General features: G+C 69.2%; 17 protein-coding genes. 12 read left to right on the top strand and 5 right to left on the bottom strand.

Annotated features, from left to right (window positions below):
• Positions 1 to 45: 45 nt before the first annotated feature.
• From MQE23_RS08355 to MQE23_RS08320, 8 genes are read left to right on the top strand one after another with little or no spacing between them, the layout of a single operon-like run.
• On the top strand, positions 46 to 3189 hold the full coding sequence (locus MQE23_RS08355; protein ID WP_243378713.1) for a hypothetical protein: 3144 nt from the start codon (positions 46 to 48) through the stop codon (positions 3187 to 3189).
• Complete coding sequence (locus MQE23_RS08350; protein WP_243378712.1) at positions 3189 to 7049, top strand: carbohydrate binding domain-containing protein; 3861 nt, start codon at positions 3189 to 3191, stop codon at positions 7047 to 7049. Before MQE23_RS08355 ends, MQE23_RS08350 begins: the two co-directional genes overlap by 1 nt.
• A 9-nt stretch (positions 7050 to 7058) precedes the next feature.
• Positions 7059 to 7580 carry a hypothetical protein gene (locus MQE23_RS08345; RefSeq protein ID WP_243378711.1) on the top strand — a complete coding sequence of 174 codons (522 nt, stop codon included), beginning with the start codon at positions 7059 to 7061 and terminating at the stop codon, positions 7578 to 7580.
• Between the two features lie 10 nt (positions 7581 to 7590).
• On the top strand, positions 7591 to 7809 hold the full coding sequence (locus MQE23_RS08340) for a hypothetical protein (protein WP_243378710.1): 219 nt from the start codon (positions 7591 to 7593) through the stop codon (positions 7807 to 7809).
• A gap of 10 nt (positions 7810 to 7819) precedes the next feature.
• Positions 7820 to 8551, top strand: coding sequence for an N-acetylmuramoyl-L-alanine amidase (locus MQE23_RS08335; protein WP_243378709.1), 732 nt, complete (start codon positions 7820 to 7822; stop codon positions 8549 to 8551).
• 2 nt (positions 8552 to 8553) lie between these two features.
• Complete coding sequence (locus MQE23_RS08330; protein WP_243378708.1) at positions 8554 to 8790, top strand: hypothetical protein; 237 nt, start codon at positions 8554 to 8556, stop codon at positions 8788 to 8790.
• Positions 8787 to 9038, top strand: a complete 252-nt coding sequence (locus MQE23_RS08325) for a hypothetical protein (protein WP_243378707.1) — start codon at positions 8787 to 8789, stop codon at positions 9036 to 9038. Before MQE23_RS08330 ends, MQE23_RS08325 begins: the two co-directional genes overlap by 4 nt.
• On the top strand, positions 9035 to 9241 hold the full coding sequence (locus MQE23_RS08320; RefSeq protein ID WP_243378706.1) for a hypothetical protein: 207 nt from the start codon (positions 9035 to 9037) through the stop codon (positions 9239 to 9241). The genes MQE23_RS08325 and MQE23_RS08320 overlap by 4 nt, the downstream gene beginning before the upstream one ends.
• Before the next feature lie 55 nt (positions 9242 to 9296).
• Here the strand turns inward: MQE23_RS08320 and MQE23_RS08315 are convergent, their stop codons facing one another.
• The 4 genes from MQE23_RS08315 to MQE23_RS08300 are packed head-to-tail and all read right to left on the bottom strand — an operon-like array spanning position 9297 to position 11495.
• Complete coding sequence (locus MQE23_RS08315; RefSeq protein WP_243378705.1) at positions 9297 to 9500, bottom strand: hypothetical protein; 204 nt, start codon at positions 9498 to 9500, stop codon at positions 9297 to 9299.
• Between the two features lie 33 nt (positions 9501 to 9533).
• The gene (locus tag MQE23_RS08310; protein WP_243378704.1) at positions 9534 to 9713 is read right to left on the bottom strand and encodes a hypothetical protein; all 180 of its coding nucleotides are present in this window, start codon (positions 9711 to 9713) and stop codon (positions 9534 to 9536) included.
• A gap of 28 nt (positions 9714 to 9741) precedes the next feature.
• Positions 9742 to 10284 (bottom strand): flavoprotein, encoded by a 543-nt coding sequence (locus MQE23_RS08305; protein WP_243378703.1) that lies wholly within the window; start codon positions 10282 to 10284, stop codon positions 9742 to 9744.
• Entirely contained in the window at positions 10281 to 11495 is a 1215-nt protein-coding gene (locus MQE23_RS08300; protein ID WP_243378702.1) for a helix-turn-helix transcriptional regulator, read from the bottom strand. The genes MQE23_RS08305 and MQE23_RS08300 overlap by 4 nt, the downstream gene beginning before the upstream one ends.
• A gap of 435 nt (positions 11496 to 11930) precedes the next feature.
• Here MQE23_RS08300 and MQE23_RS08295 point away from each other — a divergent pair, with 435 nt between their 5' ends.
• Together MQE23_RS08295 and MQE23_RS08290 are read left to right on the top strand one after the other, a co-directional pair.
• Positions 11931 to 12161: a hypothetical protein gene (locus MQE23_RS08295; RefSeq protein ID WP_243378701.1), complete on the top strand. Its 231-nt coding sequence runs from the start codon at positions 11931 to 11933 to the stop codon at positions 12159 to 12161.
• Positions 12158 to 12331: a hypothetical protein gene (locus tag MQE23_RS08290; protein ID WP_243378700.1), complete on the top strand. Its 174-nt coding sequence runs from the start codon at positions 12158 to 12160 to the stop codon at positions 12329 to 12331. Before MQE23_RS08295 ends, MQE23_RS08290 begins: the two co-directional genes overlap by 4 nt.
• An 81-nt stretch (positions 12332 to 12412) precedes the next feature.
• Here the strand turns inward: MQE23_RS08290 and MQE23_RS08285 are convergent, their stop codons facing one another.
• Positions 12413 to 12646, bottom strand: coding sequence for a helix-turn-helix transcriptional regulator (locus tag MQE23_RS08285; RefSeq protein ID WP_243378699.1), 234 nt, complete (start codon positions 12644 to 12646; stop codon positions 12413 to 12415).
• A 597-nt stretch (positions 12647 to 13243) separates the two neighbouring features.
• Between MQE23_RS08285 and MQE23_RS08280 the strand changes: the two genes are divergently transcribed.
• Together MQE23_RS08280 and MQE23_RS08275 are read left to right on the top strand one after the other, a co-directional pair.
• Complete coding sequence (locus tag MQE23_RS08280; protein WP_243378698.1) at positions 13244 to 14212, top strand: YafY family protein; 969 nt, start codon at positions 13244 to 13246, stop codon at positions 14210 to 14212.
• 38 nt (positions 14213 to 14250) lie between these two features.
• Positions 14251 to 16125 (top strand): rhamnogalacturonan lyase, encoded by a 1875-nt coding sequence (locus MQE23_RS08275; RefSeq protein ID WP_279345136.1) that lies wholly within the window; start codon positions 14251 to 14253, stop codon positions 16123 to 16125.
• Positions 16126 to 16155 lie beyond the last annotated feature (30 nt).

Here is a 16155-nt window from a genome sequence, read left to right as displayed (position 1 = left end):
AGCGGCTCGGCACACCTGACACACCGATCGAGGAAGGGGCCCCGGATGGCTGATGATGTGACGATCACCGTGCACGTCCGGGACCTCACCGGGCCTGGTTTCCACTCCGTCTCCCGCAACCTCCACCAACTGCAACGCCAGGCCAACCAGATGGGCGGCTCGCTGCGCATCGTCGGCGGGCAACTCGGCAACGTCTCCAACGCGGCCTCCGACGCCGGCCAGTCACTCGGCGGCGGAATGGGGCTGCGGGGGCAGGCAATCGCCGCGGCCGCCGCGCTGGGCACGACGCTGCTGCCGACGATCGGGGCGCTCGCTCCCATGCTGATGGGCATGACGGCGGTCGTCGGCGGCGGCGCGCTCGCGCTCGACGACCTGAAGGCCAAGGCCAAGGAGCTCAAGAAGCCGTTCGAGGAGTGGCGGGACGTCGCGGAGAAAGCGGTCGCCCCCCATACCGAGAAGGCCGTGAAGAGCCTCCAAGGGGCCATGAAGGACTTGAACCCGGTCATCGAGACCGGGGCCGATTCCTTCGGCCGGATCATCGAGAAGGCGTCCCGCTTCGCCGACAGTCCGGCGTTCCAGTCCGCACTGCTGACCAACGTAAAGATGGGCAGCCAGTGGTTCGAGGACTTCGCCGGCAGCATCGGCCGGTTCACCCAGAGCTTCCTGGAGTTCGGCGCCAAGTCCCAGCCGGCGCTGGACGCGTGGGACTCCCTCCTCGGCGGGTTCCTCGACACCGGGCTCCCGAAGATGTTCGACGGGCTGGAGCAGGGCATCGGCGGCTCGTCGGCGTTGCTCAGCGGGTTGGCGTCGTTCATCAACGATGGGCTGCTTCCAGTCCTGGGCAAGGTCGCTGGTTCGTTCACTGAGGCGTTCGGTCCGCTGATTGGCGAGATGCTCGAAGCGACAGGTGCTGCGCTCAACACGCTCGGCAGCGGCTTCGAGGTTGTGATGGAGCTGCTGGAGCCGTTTGCCGGGCTGATGGCGGACGCGTTCCGGGCGATGAACGATGTCGCGGCGATCGGCACGGAGGTGATGGGCGAGCTCGCGAGTGTTGTCGGCGGGTCCCTGTTCGAGGCGTTGATGTCCGTGGTTGGCATCGACACGTCGCAGCTCGGGAACGGCTTCCGGGGCTTGTCCAACTGGGTGAAGGAGAACGAGGGCGCCATCCGTAACGCGTTCGTCGCGATCGCGCAGGGCGTGGTGGACATGGTCATGATCGGCGTCAACGCGCTGCCGCTGCTCGTCGCCGGGTTCCGCCTGATGACGTCAGGGGTTCTCACTGCGCTGGACGGCATCGTGTCGGGCGCGGCCAAGGCGTTCGGGTGGATGCCTGGCATCGGCGATCAGATGAAGACTGCGAACGCGGCGTTCGACGAATTCGCCTCTGGCTTCCGCAAGTCACTCGGGACTGCGCAGGAGAAAGCAAACGAGTTCGCCTCGGTGGCCACCGAGAAGCTGTCCCAGGGGAAGCTGAAGCTGAACATCAGCAACTGGGAAGCCCAGATCAGGATCGCGAAGGAGCAGATGAAGTCTGTTCCGCCGGAGAAGCGCGCGGAACTGAAGGCCCTGATCAAGGATCTTCAAGCCAAGGTTGATGCGGCGAAGAAGAAGGTCGCCGAACTCAAGGGCAAGTCGATCGGCCTGTCGGCAACCGATGGGATCAGCCCGAAGGCACGGGCCGCCTACGCAGCGGTGCAGGCCTTGCACTCCAAGCGGATCACGCTGACGACCGAGCACCGCACGATCTACACGGGCAAGGGCGGCCGTGGCCCTAACGCGGCCAGCGGCGGCCTGCTGTCGAAGCTGCCCATGCAGCGCCTCGCCGGTGGCGGCGAGGTGCAGTACGGGCCTGAGGGTCTCATCAGCGGTCCGGGCTCCGGGACTTCGGACAGCATCGTTGCGATGTTCGACTCGGGCGCGATGGCTCGTGTTTCGAACACCGAGTTCGTGGTGAACGCCGCCTCAACCAGGCGGTACCTGCCGCTCCTGGAGGCCATCAACAACAACCAGCTGAAGCTGCCAGGGCTCGCGCGGGGCGGCGTGACGAAGGCGGAGGCGCAGGCTCGTAGTTCCGCCCGGGGCGATCTGACCATCAGCCACTTCGGCCGCATGGCCGGGCACCAGCGCTCCGAGTTCCGGTCTGGGCTCGGCAACCCCGACTCGATGCGGTCGCTGATCGACTCCCTGAACCAGTGGCGCACGATCATCATGAAAGCGACGCACGGCGGGCAGGAGAAGGCGCTGCTGCGCGTGCTGGACCAGACCGGCAAGAAGCTCCTCAACTACGAGAAGGCCCTCGGCAGCGTCACCAAGTCCCTGGAAGGAGCCCGGGACAAGCTCAACTCGCTGAAGCAGGCCGCGAGCCAGCTCGCCGACTCCGTGAAGTCCGGGGTGCTGAACTCGGCGAACATCACCAAACGCCAGGGCGACGGCCCGGTCACCGTTGCCTCGATCATGGGCGGGCTCACCGCGAGCAGGGACAAGGCCACCTCGTTCTCGAAGGCGTTGGCCGACCTGAAGAAGAAGGGCCTCTCCTCGTCGCTGATCCAGCAGATCGCGGAGGCCGGCATCGACGGGGGCGGCCTGGAGACGGCGGGGGCGTTGCTGGGCGCGTCGAAGTCGGAGATCAAGAGCATGAACAGCCTTCAGGGGCAGATCAACAGCGCGGCCACGGCATCGGGCAAGACGGCGTCGGACGCGGTGTACAAGGGCGCCATCGCCATGCAGGACCGGCTCGTCAAGTCCCTGACGGTGCAGCAGTCGAAACTCGCCAGCTCGATGGACAAGCTCGCCGCGGCGATGGAGAAGGCCATCGAGAAGGGCTTCGGGAAGAAGGCGTCGGGCGGCATCATCGGCGCCGCATCCGGCGGGGCGCGCGGCTCGTGGACTCTCGTCGGCGAGCACGAGCCCGAGCTCGTCCGCCTGCCGTTCGGGTCGCGCGTGTACTCCGGACCGGACACCCGCCGCATGCAGCAACAGGCATGGACGTCCATGCTCAACACCCCCCGTAGCGGCGGCGCTCGGTACGCGCCGACGCCGGCCGGTGGTTCGGTACAGCCGATCGTCGTGCATCAGACGATCACGCTCGACGGCAGGGTGCTGGCGCAGCAGATCTTCGATCCGTTCCGCAGGGAAGTCGCGAGCCGCGGTGGCAACGTGCAGCGGGCGCTTGGGCAGGGGGCGGGCTGATGGTGTTTCCGGAGACTCCGCTGCCGATCAAGGCGGAGTTGCGGCTGGGCTCAACGTGGACGGACGTCACGGCGGACGTGCGCGCAGAGCAGCAGATCCGTATCCGCCGCGGCCGCTCCGACTGGGGCCAGCAGGTCGACACGTCCACCTGTACGTTCACGCTCGACAACAACGACGGCCGCTACACGCCCCGCAACCCCAACGGCCCGTACTACGGGCAGATCGGGCGCAACACCGCGGTGCGGGTCAGCGTGATGACCGGGGAGACGTACCTGGATCTGCCGGGCGCCAGCACGGGCGACTACGCCGAGACGCCTGATGCGGCAGCGCTGGATGTCACCGGGGACCTGGACGTGCGGCTCGACATGTCGCTGGCGAACTGGCTGGCGCCGGTCACCAGCGGCGCGACAGTCGAGATGATCGGCAAATTCGGCTTCACCGGACAGAAGTCGTGGTTCGTCGGGACTCGTAGTGGGCGCCTGTTCTTCGAGTGGTCGGCGGACGGCACGAACAGCCTGTCGGCATCGTCGACGATCGCCCCGGTGATCCCGGGGCCGGGCGGCCGGATGGCGCTGCGGGTGACCCTGGACGTGGACAACGGCTCGGGCGGGAACACCGTGCGCTTCTACACGGCGCCGACGATCGACGGCCCGTGGGTTCAGGTCGGCGACCCTGTCACGCAGTCGGGCACCACATCGATCTTCAACAGCACGGCGAACCTGCGGATCGGCAACGCCACGTCGTTCACGTTCAACCTGCCGCTGGGCCGCTGCCACGCCGCCGAGGTCCGCAACGGCATCAACGGCACGGTCGTCGCCGCGCCGGACTTCACCGCACAGGCGGTCGGCACCGTGAGCTTCGCCGATTCGGCGGGCCGCACGTGGACGATGAACGGCAACGCCCAGATCACGAACCGCAGAACGCGCTTCGTGGGCGAGGTGTCCGCGTGGAACACCCGCTGGGAGACGAAACACGACGTCGTCACCCACGTCGAAGCCTCCGGCATCATGCGCCGCCTGTCCCAAGGCGCCTCGCCGGTGCGGTCGCCCATGTACCGCGAGTTCACCAACGCCAGCAGGTCAGGCATCGTCTCCTACTGGCCCATGGAAGACGAGAGCGGCGCCACCCGCTTCGCGTCCGGCATGGACGGCCAGCCCGCCATGACGATCCCATCCTCGGGCGGCGTGACGCCGGCGGCGTACTCGGGCTGGGCCGCGTCGGCTCCGCTGCCGACGTACTCGTTCGGGACGACGCGGGTGGCCATCGCGCCGTACACGGCGACGAACTACATCTTCACGCGGTTCTTCGCTGCGGTCCCGGCGGCTGGGGTGACGAGCACCGATCGCCTGTTCACGATCGTCACGACGGGTTCGGCCCGCACGTGGGCCGTGTGGATCAACGCGGCTGGGGATTTGGACCTGAGGGCGTACGACTCCGACGGCACGCAGATCCTGGCGACCGGGTTCGACCCGGTAGCGATCAACGGGAAGAACGTGCAGATCGGCGTCGAGCTGACCCAGAACGGCGCGAACGTCGACGCGACGCTGTACGTGTTCTACGTCGACGAGTCCAGCCTGAACAGGATCGTCAGCGATGGCGTGGCCACCACTCTGGCGGCGAACACGATAGGCGCAGCCACCGAGTGCAGGTTCGGCTTCAACGGGCTGCTGAACGGCACAGCGCTCGGGCATCTCGCGGTCGCGTCCAGCAACACGGCGTACACGAACACGATCGGCGCGATGATCGGCTGGGACGGTGAGGTCACCTCCGCGCGCCTCTACCGGCTCGGCACCGAGGAGCTCACCCCCTGCTTCTCCGCCAGCATCAGCGAGGAGCAGATGGGCGTCCAGGGCCTGTCACCGCTCCTCGACCTGATGCGAGAGGCGGCGGACGCCGACGAGGGCATCCTGCACGAGTCCCGCGACTGGTATCCCGCCTTCCGGTTCCGGGACCGGCCCAGCATGTACAGCCAGGCCCCGGCCATGGTCCTCGACTACACCGGCGACGACGGACTCGTCACCCCGCTGGACCCGGTAGACGACGATCAAGCCGTCCGCAACGACCGCACCGTGCAACGCACTGGCGGCTCGTCGACGCGCCGCACCCTGGACGAGGGCGCCCTGTCGACGCAGGTCCCGCCGGACGGTGTCGGCCGGTACGACGACTCGCAGACGCGGAGCCTGTACGAGGACGCGCAGACCGGTGACCACGCCGGATGGCTCCTCCACCTCGGCACCTGGGACGAGACCCGCTACCCGGTCGTGAGGCTGAACCTGGCAGCCGCGCCGCACATGATCGAGGCTGCCACGTCAGTCGACATCGGCGACCGCATGGACATCGCCAACCCACCGTCGTGGCTGCCGCCCGACCTGATCGAGCTCATGGCCCAGGGCTACAGCGAGGTCCTCGACCAGTTCACTTGGACGCTCGACTTCAACTGCACGCCCTTCGGCCCGTGGGACGTGGCGTGGGCGGGTGACGCCTCGACGGCCTCTGTCGAGCGCGAGTTCCAGTGGGTCGACACGGACGGCTCCCAGCTCGCCGAGGCCCTCACCACGTCCGAGACGGACGTCGACGTGCTCACCACGACGGGCCCCGTGTGGACCCCCAACGTGCGCGACACGCCGTTCGACTGGCGGATCGGCGGGGAGGTCATGACCGTCACCGCACCTGGCGGCCTGCTCAACTCGAACGCGTTCTTCGACACGGACACAACTGGCTGGACGGCACAGTCCTGCACGATCGCCCACGCCACGACCGTAGTGAACCCCCACCCGCGTGCGGCGGCATCGCTACTCGTCACCCCCAACGGAGTGGCCGCCGTAGGCGGAGCCCTGTGCACCCAGACCGCCGTCGACAGCATCACCCCCGGCGCCCAGTACACCGCAAGCATGTGGGTGTACAGCCCGGGCGGCTGGTCCGAGCTACGGCCGGCCGTGAACTGGCATGACAGTGCTGGCACGTTTCTGTCCAGCAGTTTCGGTTCTGCCTCGGCAGTCTCAGCTGGCGTATGGACGTACCTGGAGCAGACCTTCACCGCGCCGGCGTTGGCGTCTCGCGCTGTGGTGCGGGCGCACCACAGCGGCACCCCGGCCTCGTCGGACGTCTACTACGTGTGGGCGGTGCGGGTCACGCGGACGTCGTCGTCGTGGCTGTACGACCAGTTCGGCCGGACCGCGGCCTCGTCGTGGGGGACCGCCGATTCGGGGCAGACGTGGTCGACGGGTGGAGGCACGGCGGCTGACTACAACGTCACGGGCGGGTATGGGGCGCATCGGCTCGCTACGGTGAACGCTTCCCGCCGTACGCTCGTGGACTTCCCGTACGCGGACTTCGACGCGTACGTCAGCCTCACCCCGTCCGCGACTGCCACGGGTGGATTTCTGTCCGGCGGACTCGCCGGCCGGTACACCGACAGCGACAACCTCTACACCGCGCGGATCGCGTTCAACACCACGGGGACGATGACGCTGACCATCCGCAAGCGCGTCGCGGCGGTCGAAACTGAGCTGGTGTCGTACACGCTTTCCGGCACCTACACCGCGGGCACGTTCATGCGGATGCGCTTCCAGGTCTCCGGGAGCACGCTCCGCGCGAAGGCGTGGCCGGCGGCGGGCTTGGAGCCGGGCGTGTGGCAGGCGGAGACCACCGACACGGCGTTGACTACCTCCGCCTTCATCGGGCTTCGGTCGATCTCCGCCAGCTCCAACAGCAACGTCAACCCGGAGGTTCGCTACGACCAGCTCGACCTCGTCAACCCGCAGACGTACACCGTCACCCGCAGCGTGAACGGCGTCTCGAAAACCCACACTGCCGGCGCCGCGGTGGCGCTGGCTCACCCCGCATACACGTCCCTGTAGGAGGCTCGCGTGTCCCGGTACCCGTCGATCTACGCGGGCCAGCGCATCACCGGCACTCTGCTGTCGTCGATGCTCCCCGACATGATCCAAAAGTTGACGAGCACGGACCGCTCATCGACAACCACGCTGGCCGACGACCCCGACCTCACCACCACCCTCGAAGCCAACGCCCGCTACTTCGTCGAGATTGAGCTCTGGTACGCCGCATCAGTCGGCTCGACCGGAATCCGTACTGCCTGGACGGTGCCGTCCGGCGTCACCGGGAACCGCAGCGCGCTCGGTATGGCGTCCACGGTGTCTGACACGACCCCGGCGGGTGTCGGCCGGTGGGGTGTGCACGCCTACACGACGACCGTGTTCTACGGCGACCGCCAGTCCTCCACCAACCTGATCCTGGCCAAGGAGTGCAGCACCGTCACGACCGGCAGTAGCGCGGGGACGCTCGCCCTCCAGTGGGCGCAGGACACGTCCAGCGCGGACGCCTGCCGGGTGGGTGCCGGCTCGCTCATGCGCGTTACCCGACTCGCCTAGGAGGCCCCTCATGGCTGAACTGACCTATCCGCACTACCGGCTCACCGCGAACGGACGGAACGAGACCGGCTTCACGGTGACGCTCCAGATCCAGGAGGGCGCGGGCGGGCCGCTGCCGGAGCAGTCGGTGGACACCGTCCTGGCCGGGCTGCGTGCCCTGTTGCAGAACGGCGACGACAGCGTGTCGACGGAGCTCGTCCGCTTCTCCACCACGACCACGTACCTGTAGGAGGACTGGCATGGCCACACCACTGACCGCCGCCCGGTTTGCCGCCGCACTTCGCGCTGAGGGCGTGAAGGTTGTCGAGGTCGGCGACTGGGAGACCCACAACCGCAACAGCCGCGGCCCGTGGGGCCCGGTCAACGGCATCATGCAGCACCACACCGGCCCGTACTCCACGGAGAAGGGCATGGTCGAGCTGTGCCGGAAGGGCTACTCCGGGCTGCCCGGCCCGCTGTGCCACGGCGTCATCGACCGCTCCGGCACCGTGCACCTCGTCGGCTACGGCCGCGCCAACCACGCCGGATCCGGCGACGACGACGTCCTCGCCGCTGTCGTAGCGGAGACGAAGCTGCCGATCGACAACGAGGCGAACACCGACGGAAACCGGCACTTCTACGGCTTCGAAGCCATCAACACGGGCGGCGGCCAGGACTGGCCCGCTGCCCAGATCGAAGCGATGGTGCGGGTCTCAGCCGCTCTCTGCCGCGCCCACGGATGGCACGCCGAGTCGGTCATCGCCCACAAGGAGTGGCAGCCGGGCAAGCCGGATCCGGCGGGTGTGGACATGGGCAAGCTGCGCAGCCGTGTCGCCGAGCGGCTGAGGCACGCGGCGTCGTGGTCGCCGGGCGTGGTGAAGCCGCCGGCGCCGAAGCCTCCCGTGCCGAAGCCGACGCCCGTACCGAGTGTCGAGGACCGTCTGTCCTCGCTGGAGAAGCGCGTGACCGCGCTGGAGAAGAAGGGAGCTTGATCATGCCGAAGGATTCGACGAAGACGACCGCGCGCACTGTGCTTCAGACGACGGTGGGTGTCGCGGTGGCCCTGCCAGGGATCGTCGCGGCGTCGGGTGTGCCGGAGTCGCTGCCGTGGGTGGCGGGCGCGCTCGCCGTCGCCGGCGGGTTCGCGCGGGTGATGGCGCTGCCGAGCGTGCAGGGGCTGCTGCCGTCGTGGCTGCGGACCGACGGCGGTGACACGGCGGTGAGAGAGTGACGACGCCGGAGGTGTCCGTGGCGCTGGAGTTGGAGCGGCTGAGGGGGACCTGCGAGTCGGGGTTCATCAGGGTGGATGGGCAGCTCGCTCTTCTCGTCCAGCGCAGTGAGCAGACGGACAAGAAGTTGGACGATCACGAGGCGCGGCTCGACGCGATCGAGAAGAACCGCTGGCCACTGCCGAGTATCGCGGTGCTGGTCGCTGCTGGTTCGCTGGGTGTGGCGCTCTGGCAGGCGGCGGGCCGGTGAATCCGGCGGACGCGGTGTGGGGCGGTCTGATCCTGGCGGGCGCGGCGTTCGAGGTGTACGCGCTGCGCAACGCCAGGGTGGGCGACACCTTGTCGGAGTCGACGCGCCGCTGGTTCCGGGTGCACACCAAGGCGGGTGCCGTGGCGTTCGCGGTGGGGTGGACGGGGTTCGCGGTCTGGTACCTCGCGCACATCCTCGACTGACCGGCCGCACGGGGCCTCGTCCGCTACGGCGGGCGGGGCCCTCTGCCGTGTGCGGCTACTCCTCGGGCTCGGCGTGCCTGACGGCCTTCTTCAGCGCCATCTCCGCCGTATACCTGCTGACCCCGGCCGCTGCCGCGAAGGCGGTGACACCCGCCTGCACGGCGGTCGCCTGCTCGACGGTGAGGTTACCGGCCTGGATCGCCTCCCAGGCGGAACGTTCCAGCTCGATCAGGTCGTCGGGGAAGTCGAAGTCAGCCACGGCGGGATCCTACGCCCGCCAGTCACACGGCCTTCACGCGGCCGCCGTCACGTCCCCACGCTCGACCTGCCGCAGCTCGGCCAGGAGCTGCGCGTACTCTGCCCGCTGCCCGTCCGTGAGCGGCACCGCCGGATGCGACCACAGCGCGCGGATCGCCTGGTTCAGCTCGGCAGCCGAGCGCACAGCACCAGCGGTCACAAGATCGGGGGACATGCGACCAGCGTAGCGGCGCCCCGTGCGATCAGACCTCAATCCGGCGCCGCACCCCAGCGATCGCCTTCTCCCACGGGAAAGCCTTCGGATCGCCCTGCTTCGGCGGGTGCGACTCATACCCATCCGGCCCGTCGAGGACAACGACCCCCTGCTCCCGCAGCACAGCAATCGACCGAGCCACCGCCGGCTGCGCGCCCTGCGCCTGGTTGAAGTACGGCATTGCCACCACCGGCACGCCCATATGGACCGCCTCCGACGGGATGCCGATCGCCACGGTGTCCGAGATGCCGGCGCCCCACTTGTTCAAGGTGGTGCACGACATCGGCGCCACCAGCATGGCGTCTGCCTTCGGCAGGGCGTCCTTCTCCCACGGCAGCTTGTACCGCGACCGCACTGGGTGGCCGGTGAGCTCGACGAGCTCCTGCATGCGCGGCTCCCACCAGGTCGCGGCGGACGGGGTGAGGATCAAGCACACGTCCCAGCCGTCTGCTTGGGCAGCGCGCACGCCTTCGTCGATGAACTGAGTGGGGCCCGCGGCGCAGGCGATCAGGTACAGAACCGGCTTCGTCATGCGCGGAGTCCACAACGCTCGGCCAGTCCACGCAAGTCCGCCCCTGGGTTCACGGTCGCCCCGACCACGTCCTTCACGAGATTCACCGTGTCCGGCCGCCGCCGCACTTCCTCGGGCGCCAGTTCCTCGGCTTCAATGAGCGCCTTCGCAGCGTCGTCCTTGCGCCGTGTCAAGAGCGAAGCGCGTGCCTTTGAAACCCGGTGCCCGGCCTGCCGCTCCCTCGACATCCCTGCCAGAGCCCCGGGGTCGAGGTCGTCCGCGGCTTCGAGCGCTGACCAGCCGTCCTCGAACCGGATCAGCATGTCCATCCGGTGCAGCGCGACGTTGGTCGGCCCGAACATGGTGTAGTCCTCGTCGAGGTCCCCGCCTTGCCGCTTGGCCACGTCTTCGGCCTCGTCGACGTAGTCGGTTGCCGCGCGGACTCGGGCGGTGGTGCGGTCCTGCGACGAGGCTGCGAGGGCCGCGGACAGGTAGAGCATGCCGAGGGTGGACAAGCCGAGCGACCCACGGCCGGTGAGGTCAGCGGACAGACGGCGGGCTGCGGTCGTCGCGAAGGCGACCGCAGCATCCGGCCGCTCCTGGTACACGAGGCTCTTCGCTACCCGCCTCGACGCGGCCCCCATCTGTACGGGGTCACCGGACCGTTCGGCAGCAGCGAGCGCGCGGTCAGCGGCGAGCGCGGCCTGGATCGCCGTCGCCGACCCGTACTTGTGAAGGTACGACGTGACGAGCTGGTAGACCCGGGACAGCAGGGCCTGCGCTTCCGACTCTTCACCAACGGCCGCAGCATGCGCGGCCTGCTCGGCACCGCCGATCAGGGCAGGAAGCTCCCGTGCGAGCGTCGCGTAGTGGCAGGCCTGGAACGCCTCGCAGCAGTAGACGAGTCGGCGTTGCAGGACGGCCACTGCGGGCGGGTCGTCTCCGCCGCTCGGGGCGTACAGGGCGTCGATGACGGTGAGCGCCTCGGCGGGCGGGCGGCTGCCAGCCGTGGGCGGGGGTGGGGTGTCGGACAAGAGTTGCTCCAGGGGGACGCGCAGGACTTCGGCCGCGCGCACCAACACTGACAGGCGCGGATCCTGCTGGCGCTTCCCGCCTTCGATGTCTTGCACCCACCGCTTGGTCTGCCCCATGAGCTGACCGAAGTCGGTCTGTGTGTACCCGCGCCGGTCACGCCAATGGGCGATGCGGCGGCCGATGCCTGAAGTGTCCATGGGGCGCCCCCGAACCAAGGCACGCACTTTGCGTGCCCACCTCTGTTGTACCGCGTCCTACGGTCGTCATGTGAGACGGATCACCGCAACCGTGGAGGCCCTCGTGCCAGGGGAGACACGCGCCAGCAGCAGCGCAGAGACCACCGCGCTTGCCCTGCTACCGCTCCCCAGGGTGTCCAGGTTGTCGGCGTTACAGGCCCGGGGCGCGGCCTGCGTGTGGTGCCAGACTCGCCTCACGATCGAGACGGCCGTCGACCTCGGCGAGCGGCCCGGGCCCGGCGGCGTGACCGTGTTCCCCCGTGGCTGCGACTCGTGCGCCCGGGGATTGGCGGACCGCGTGTACCGCATCCACGTCGCGAACTGCCGCGCCTGCCTCCGCAACACACCGTGCGCCGACCGCGCCGCCCTGCGCCGCCTCGCATCCGAGGGCACGCTATGAGCCGCCCCGCGCCGCCGCCGCCCACCGAGCTGACATACGGCCAGTACTCGGGCTGGAACTGCTGCTGGTGCAACGCCTCCCTACAGGCCGGCGGGGTCAGCGCCGGCGTCTCCCAAGGCGGTATCGGCGCCCATGGCCTCGACGTCGAGGTGTACGAATGCGGGCCGCGCTGCCCGGAGCGACCACGACGTACCGCGAAGACCGACACATCGGGAGTCACCTCATGATCTGCGCACGCTGCGACATGCCACTCCGCGCCGGTGACGACTACGACGAGACCAGCGTCGACGGCGCCACCGGGGCCGGCGTCACCATCTACCGGCACCGGCAGCCGTGTCGGCGGACCCAGCAGCAGACTGCCCCGGCCCCCGCTACCGGCTCGCGCCGACGCTGGTAGCGGAAGGCGGTCGCCCCGACGCCCCGTTGCGCGCGGCCGCGGGCCCGCCGCCGGGACAGCCCCGTCACCGGCGGCGGGCCCTCACTCGACGAGGTCGGAGAGCGGCACATGGAGGGCGTCGGCGATGCGGAAGAGGTTGTCCAGCTTGGGGCTGGCGTGGGCCTGCTCGATGCGGTTGATGGTCTGGCGGTCCATGCCCGCGAGTTCTGCGAGTTTCTCCTGCGTGAGGTTGGCGTGTAAGCGGGCGGCGCGGATCCGGTCGCCGACCTCGCGGCGGCGCTGCAGGATCCGGTCGGGGGGTAGGGCGGATGGCACCCGCCCACGCTTGCCCCTAAGTGATCTTGAGTCTGTATCGTCGGCTGTACATTTTTCGATCTAGGGCGGGTAGTCGAAGAGCAGGTCAGCGGAGCGCGTTGGTTGATACGTGAACAATCTGTAACACGCACGAAACAGAACGCGCTTACTGAAGCGTGAGCAGCCACCCCCCTCGCGAGCCCGGCACGGGCGGCCGGCGCCAGCCCGTGTCGGACAGGCCGTCCATCCGTCGCGAGTACCCCCTCGGCGATGGGTGGGCGGTCTCAGGCGCCCAGTCAAGAAAAGGTAAAATCACTCGAACGAGTGAACGATTATCTCGTGACGCATGCATGCTGCACGCGTTAAAACAGGGTGGCCAGGGTGGGGGTCACGTCCGCCTCCCCGGGTGGTCAGCCCCCACCCTGGTCCAAGGAGCGGCCCCCGGTGCGCCGGGGGCCGCTCGGCTTTCCCATGGGAGACGGACGGGAGAACGATCTTGCCGACCAAGGCTAACTCAGGCTAACTCAAGCCAAGTAGGGCTAGCGGGAGGTGAAGGACTTCCCAGGGCAACTCTCCCACCAGCCCATACGCGGCCAGGTCAGGCGACATCATGTGTCAGTGAAGTCCAGCCGGCTCGTCTCGATCCTCCTGCTGCTCCAGACCCGCGGCCGGATGACCGCCGCGCAGCTCGCCGAGGAACTGGAGGTCTCGGTCCGTACCGTCTACCGGGACGTGGAGGCCCTCGGTGCCGCCGGGGTTCCGCTGTACGGCGACGCGGGCCACGCCGGCGGCTACCGCCTGCTCGACGGCTACCGCACACGTCTGACGGGCCTCACCGCCGACGAGGCCGAGGCCCTCTTCCTCGCGGGCGCCCCCGGCCCGGCCGCCCAGCTCGGTCTCGGCTCCGTGCTCGCTGCCGCCCAGCTCAAGGTGCGCGCCGCCCTGCCGGTGGAGCTGCGCGCGCACGCCGACCGGATCAGCGGCCGCTTCCACCTGGACGCCCCCGGCTGGTACGCGGACGCCGACGACACCCCTCACCTCCCGGCCGTCGCGGACGCCGTCTGGAGCAGCCGCGTGCTGCACGTCCGGTACCGCCGCTGGCGCGAGCCCACCGACGTCGAGCGCCGTCTGGAGCCGTACGGGCTGGTGCTGAAGGCGGGCCGCTGGTACGTCGTGGCCGGGCCCGGACCACGAACCTACCGGGTCGACCAGATCCTCGAACTCTCCATCCTGGGCGAGGAGTTCACCCGTCCCGAGAACTTCGACCTGGCCGCGTACTGGGCGGCGTACCAGCGCGGCTTCCACGACCGGCTGCACCGCGGGGAGGCCGTGGTGCGGCTGGCCCCGGGAACGACGCTCACCGGCCCGGCGGGGGAGGCCGTACGGCGCGACGGACGTACGGACGACGACGGCTGGACCCGCGCCACGGTCCCCATCGAGTCCGTCGACCACGCCCACGCCGAGTTCCTGCGCCTGGGCACGGCCATCGAGGTGCTGGCCCCGGACGAACTGCGGTCGAGGATCGCCCGGACCGCGGCCGAACTGGCGGAGCGGTACGGCAACTCCCGTGCCCCCGGCGGCGACTGAGAGGCGGAACCCGCCCGTCCTCCCAGGAGGTCCGTCACGTGAAGCACCCGCACAGGCACCGCAGACGCCGCCTGCTCCTCCCCGTCGCCGCGGCCACGGCGGCGCTCGTCGGCGCCGGCCTGACCACGTTCGCCACCGACGACACCGCCGCGGCCGCCACCGCCCGCCAGGTGGAGAAGCTGGACCGGGGCGTGGTCAGCGTCCACACCGGCAGCGGCAACCTGGTCAGCTGGCGCTGGCTGGGCACCGATCCGAACGACGTTTCGTTCAACGTGTACCGGGCCGGCACGAAGGTCAACGCGACCCCGATCACCGGCTCCACGAACTACTTCCACTCCGGCGCCCCCTCGCACGCCGACTACACCGTCCGCGCGATCGTGAACGGCGTGGAGCAGGGCGACTCGGTGCACGCGATCCAGTTCCGCACCGGCTACAAGGACGTCCCGGTCTCACCGCCCGCAGGCGGCACCGCCCCGGGCAACTCGGCGTACACCTACGAAGCCAACGACGCCTCCCTCGGCGATCTGGACGGCGACGGCGCCCTGGACATCGTCCTGAAGTGGCAGCCGACCAACGCCAAGGACAACTCCCAGTCCGGCTACACCGGCAACACCATCGTCGACGGCATCAAGCTCGACGGGACCCGGCTGTGGCGTATCGACCTGGGCCGCAACATCCGCTCCGGCGCGCATTACACGCAGTTCCAGGTGTACGACTACGACGGCGACGGCAAGGCCGAGGTCGCCATGAAGACCGCCGACGGCACCAAGGACGGCACCGGCGCGGTCATCGGCAGCTCCTCGGCCGACCACCGCAACTCCAGCGGCTATGTGCTGTCCGGCCCGGAGTTCCTGACGATGTTCAACGGCCAGACGGGCAAGGCGATGCAGAGCGTCGACTACGTCCCGGGCCGCGGCAACGTCTCCTCCTGGGGCGACAACTACGGCAACCGCGTCGACCGCTTCCTCGCGGGCACGGCCTACCTCGACGGCTCCCGCCCCTCCCTGATCATGGCGCGCGGCTACTACACCCGTACGGTGATCGCCGCCTGGGACTGGCGGAACGGCTCCTTCACCCGCCGCTGGACCTTCGACACCAACTCCTCGACCAACAGCGGCAAGGGCTACGACGGCCAGGGCAACCACAGCCTGTCCGTCGCGGACGTCGACAACGACGGCAAGGACGAGATCGTCTACGGCGCCATGACGGTCGACGACAACGGCAACGGGCTGTGGACGACCAAACTGGGCCACGGCGACGCCGGCCACGTCGGGGACCTCAACCCCTCCCGCGCGGGCCTTGAGTACTTCAAGGTCTCCGAGAACTCCAGCAAACCCGGCTCGTGGATGGCCGACGCCCGCACCGGCCAGATCCTGTGGCAGACGGCCTCGGGCTCGGACAACGGCCGTGGCGTCGCCGCCGACGTGTACGCCGGCAGCGCGGGCGCCGAGGCCTGGTCCGCCGCGGACACGACCCTGCGTTCGGCGACCGGCGCCTCGCTCGGCCGGGAGCCGTCCAGCATGAACTTCCTGTCCTGGTGGGACGGCGACCCGGTCCGTGAACTCCTCGACGGCACCCGCATCGACAAGTACGGCACCTCGGGCGACACCCGCCTGCTGACCGGATCCGGCGTCTCCTCCAACAACGGCACGAAGTCCACGCCCGTCCTGTCCGGCGACATCCTCGGCGACTGGCGCGAGGAGGTCGTCTGGCGCACCAGCGACAACACCGCGCTGCGCATCTACTCGACCCCGCACGAGACCAGCACGAAGATCACGACCCTGCTCCACGACACGCAGTACCGCACGGCCCTGGCCTGGCAGAACACCGCCTACAACCAGCCCCCGCACCCGAGCTTCTTCATCGGCAACGCCATGCCGACGGCTCCACGGCCGACGGTCTACACCCCCTGAGAAGGACGAGGGCGTATGCCGCCTCCGGCA

It is taken from the genome of Streptomyces sp. HP-A2021 (genome assembly GCF_022807935.1).
GTDB lineage: Bacteria > Actinomycetota > Actinomycetes > Streptomycetales > Streptomycetaceae > Streptomyces > Streptomyces afghaniensis.
The sequence above is the reverse complement of the archived record's forward strand: the minus strand, read 5'-3'. Positions and strand labels throughout refer to the sequence as shown.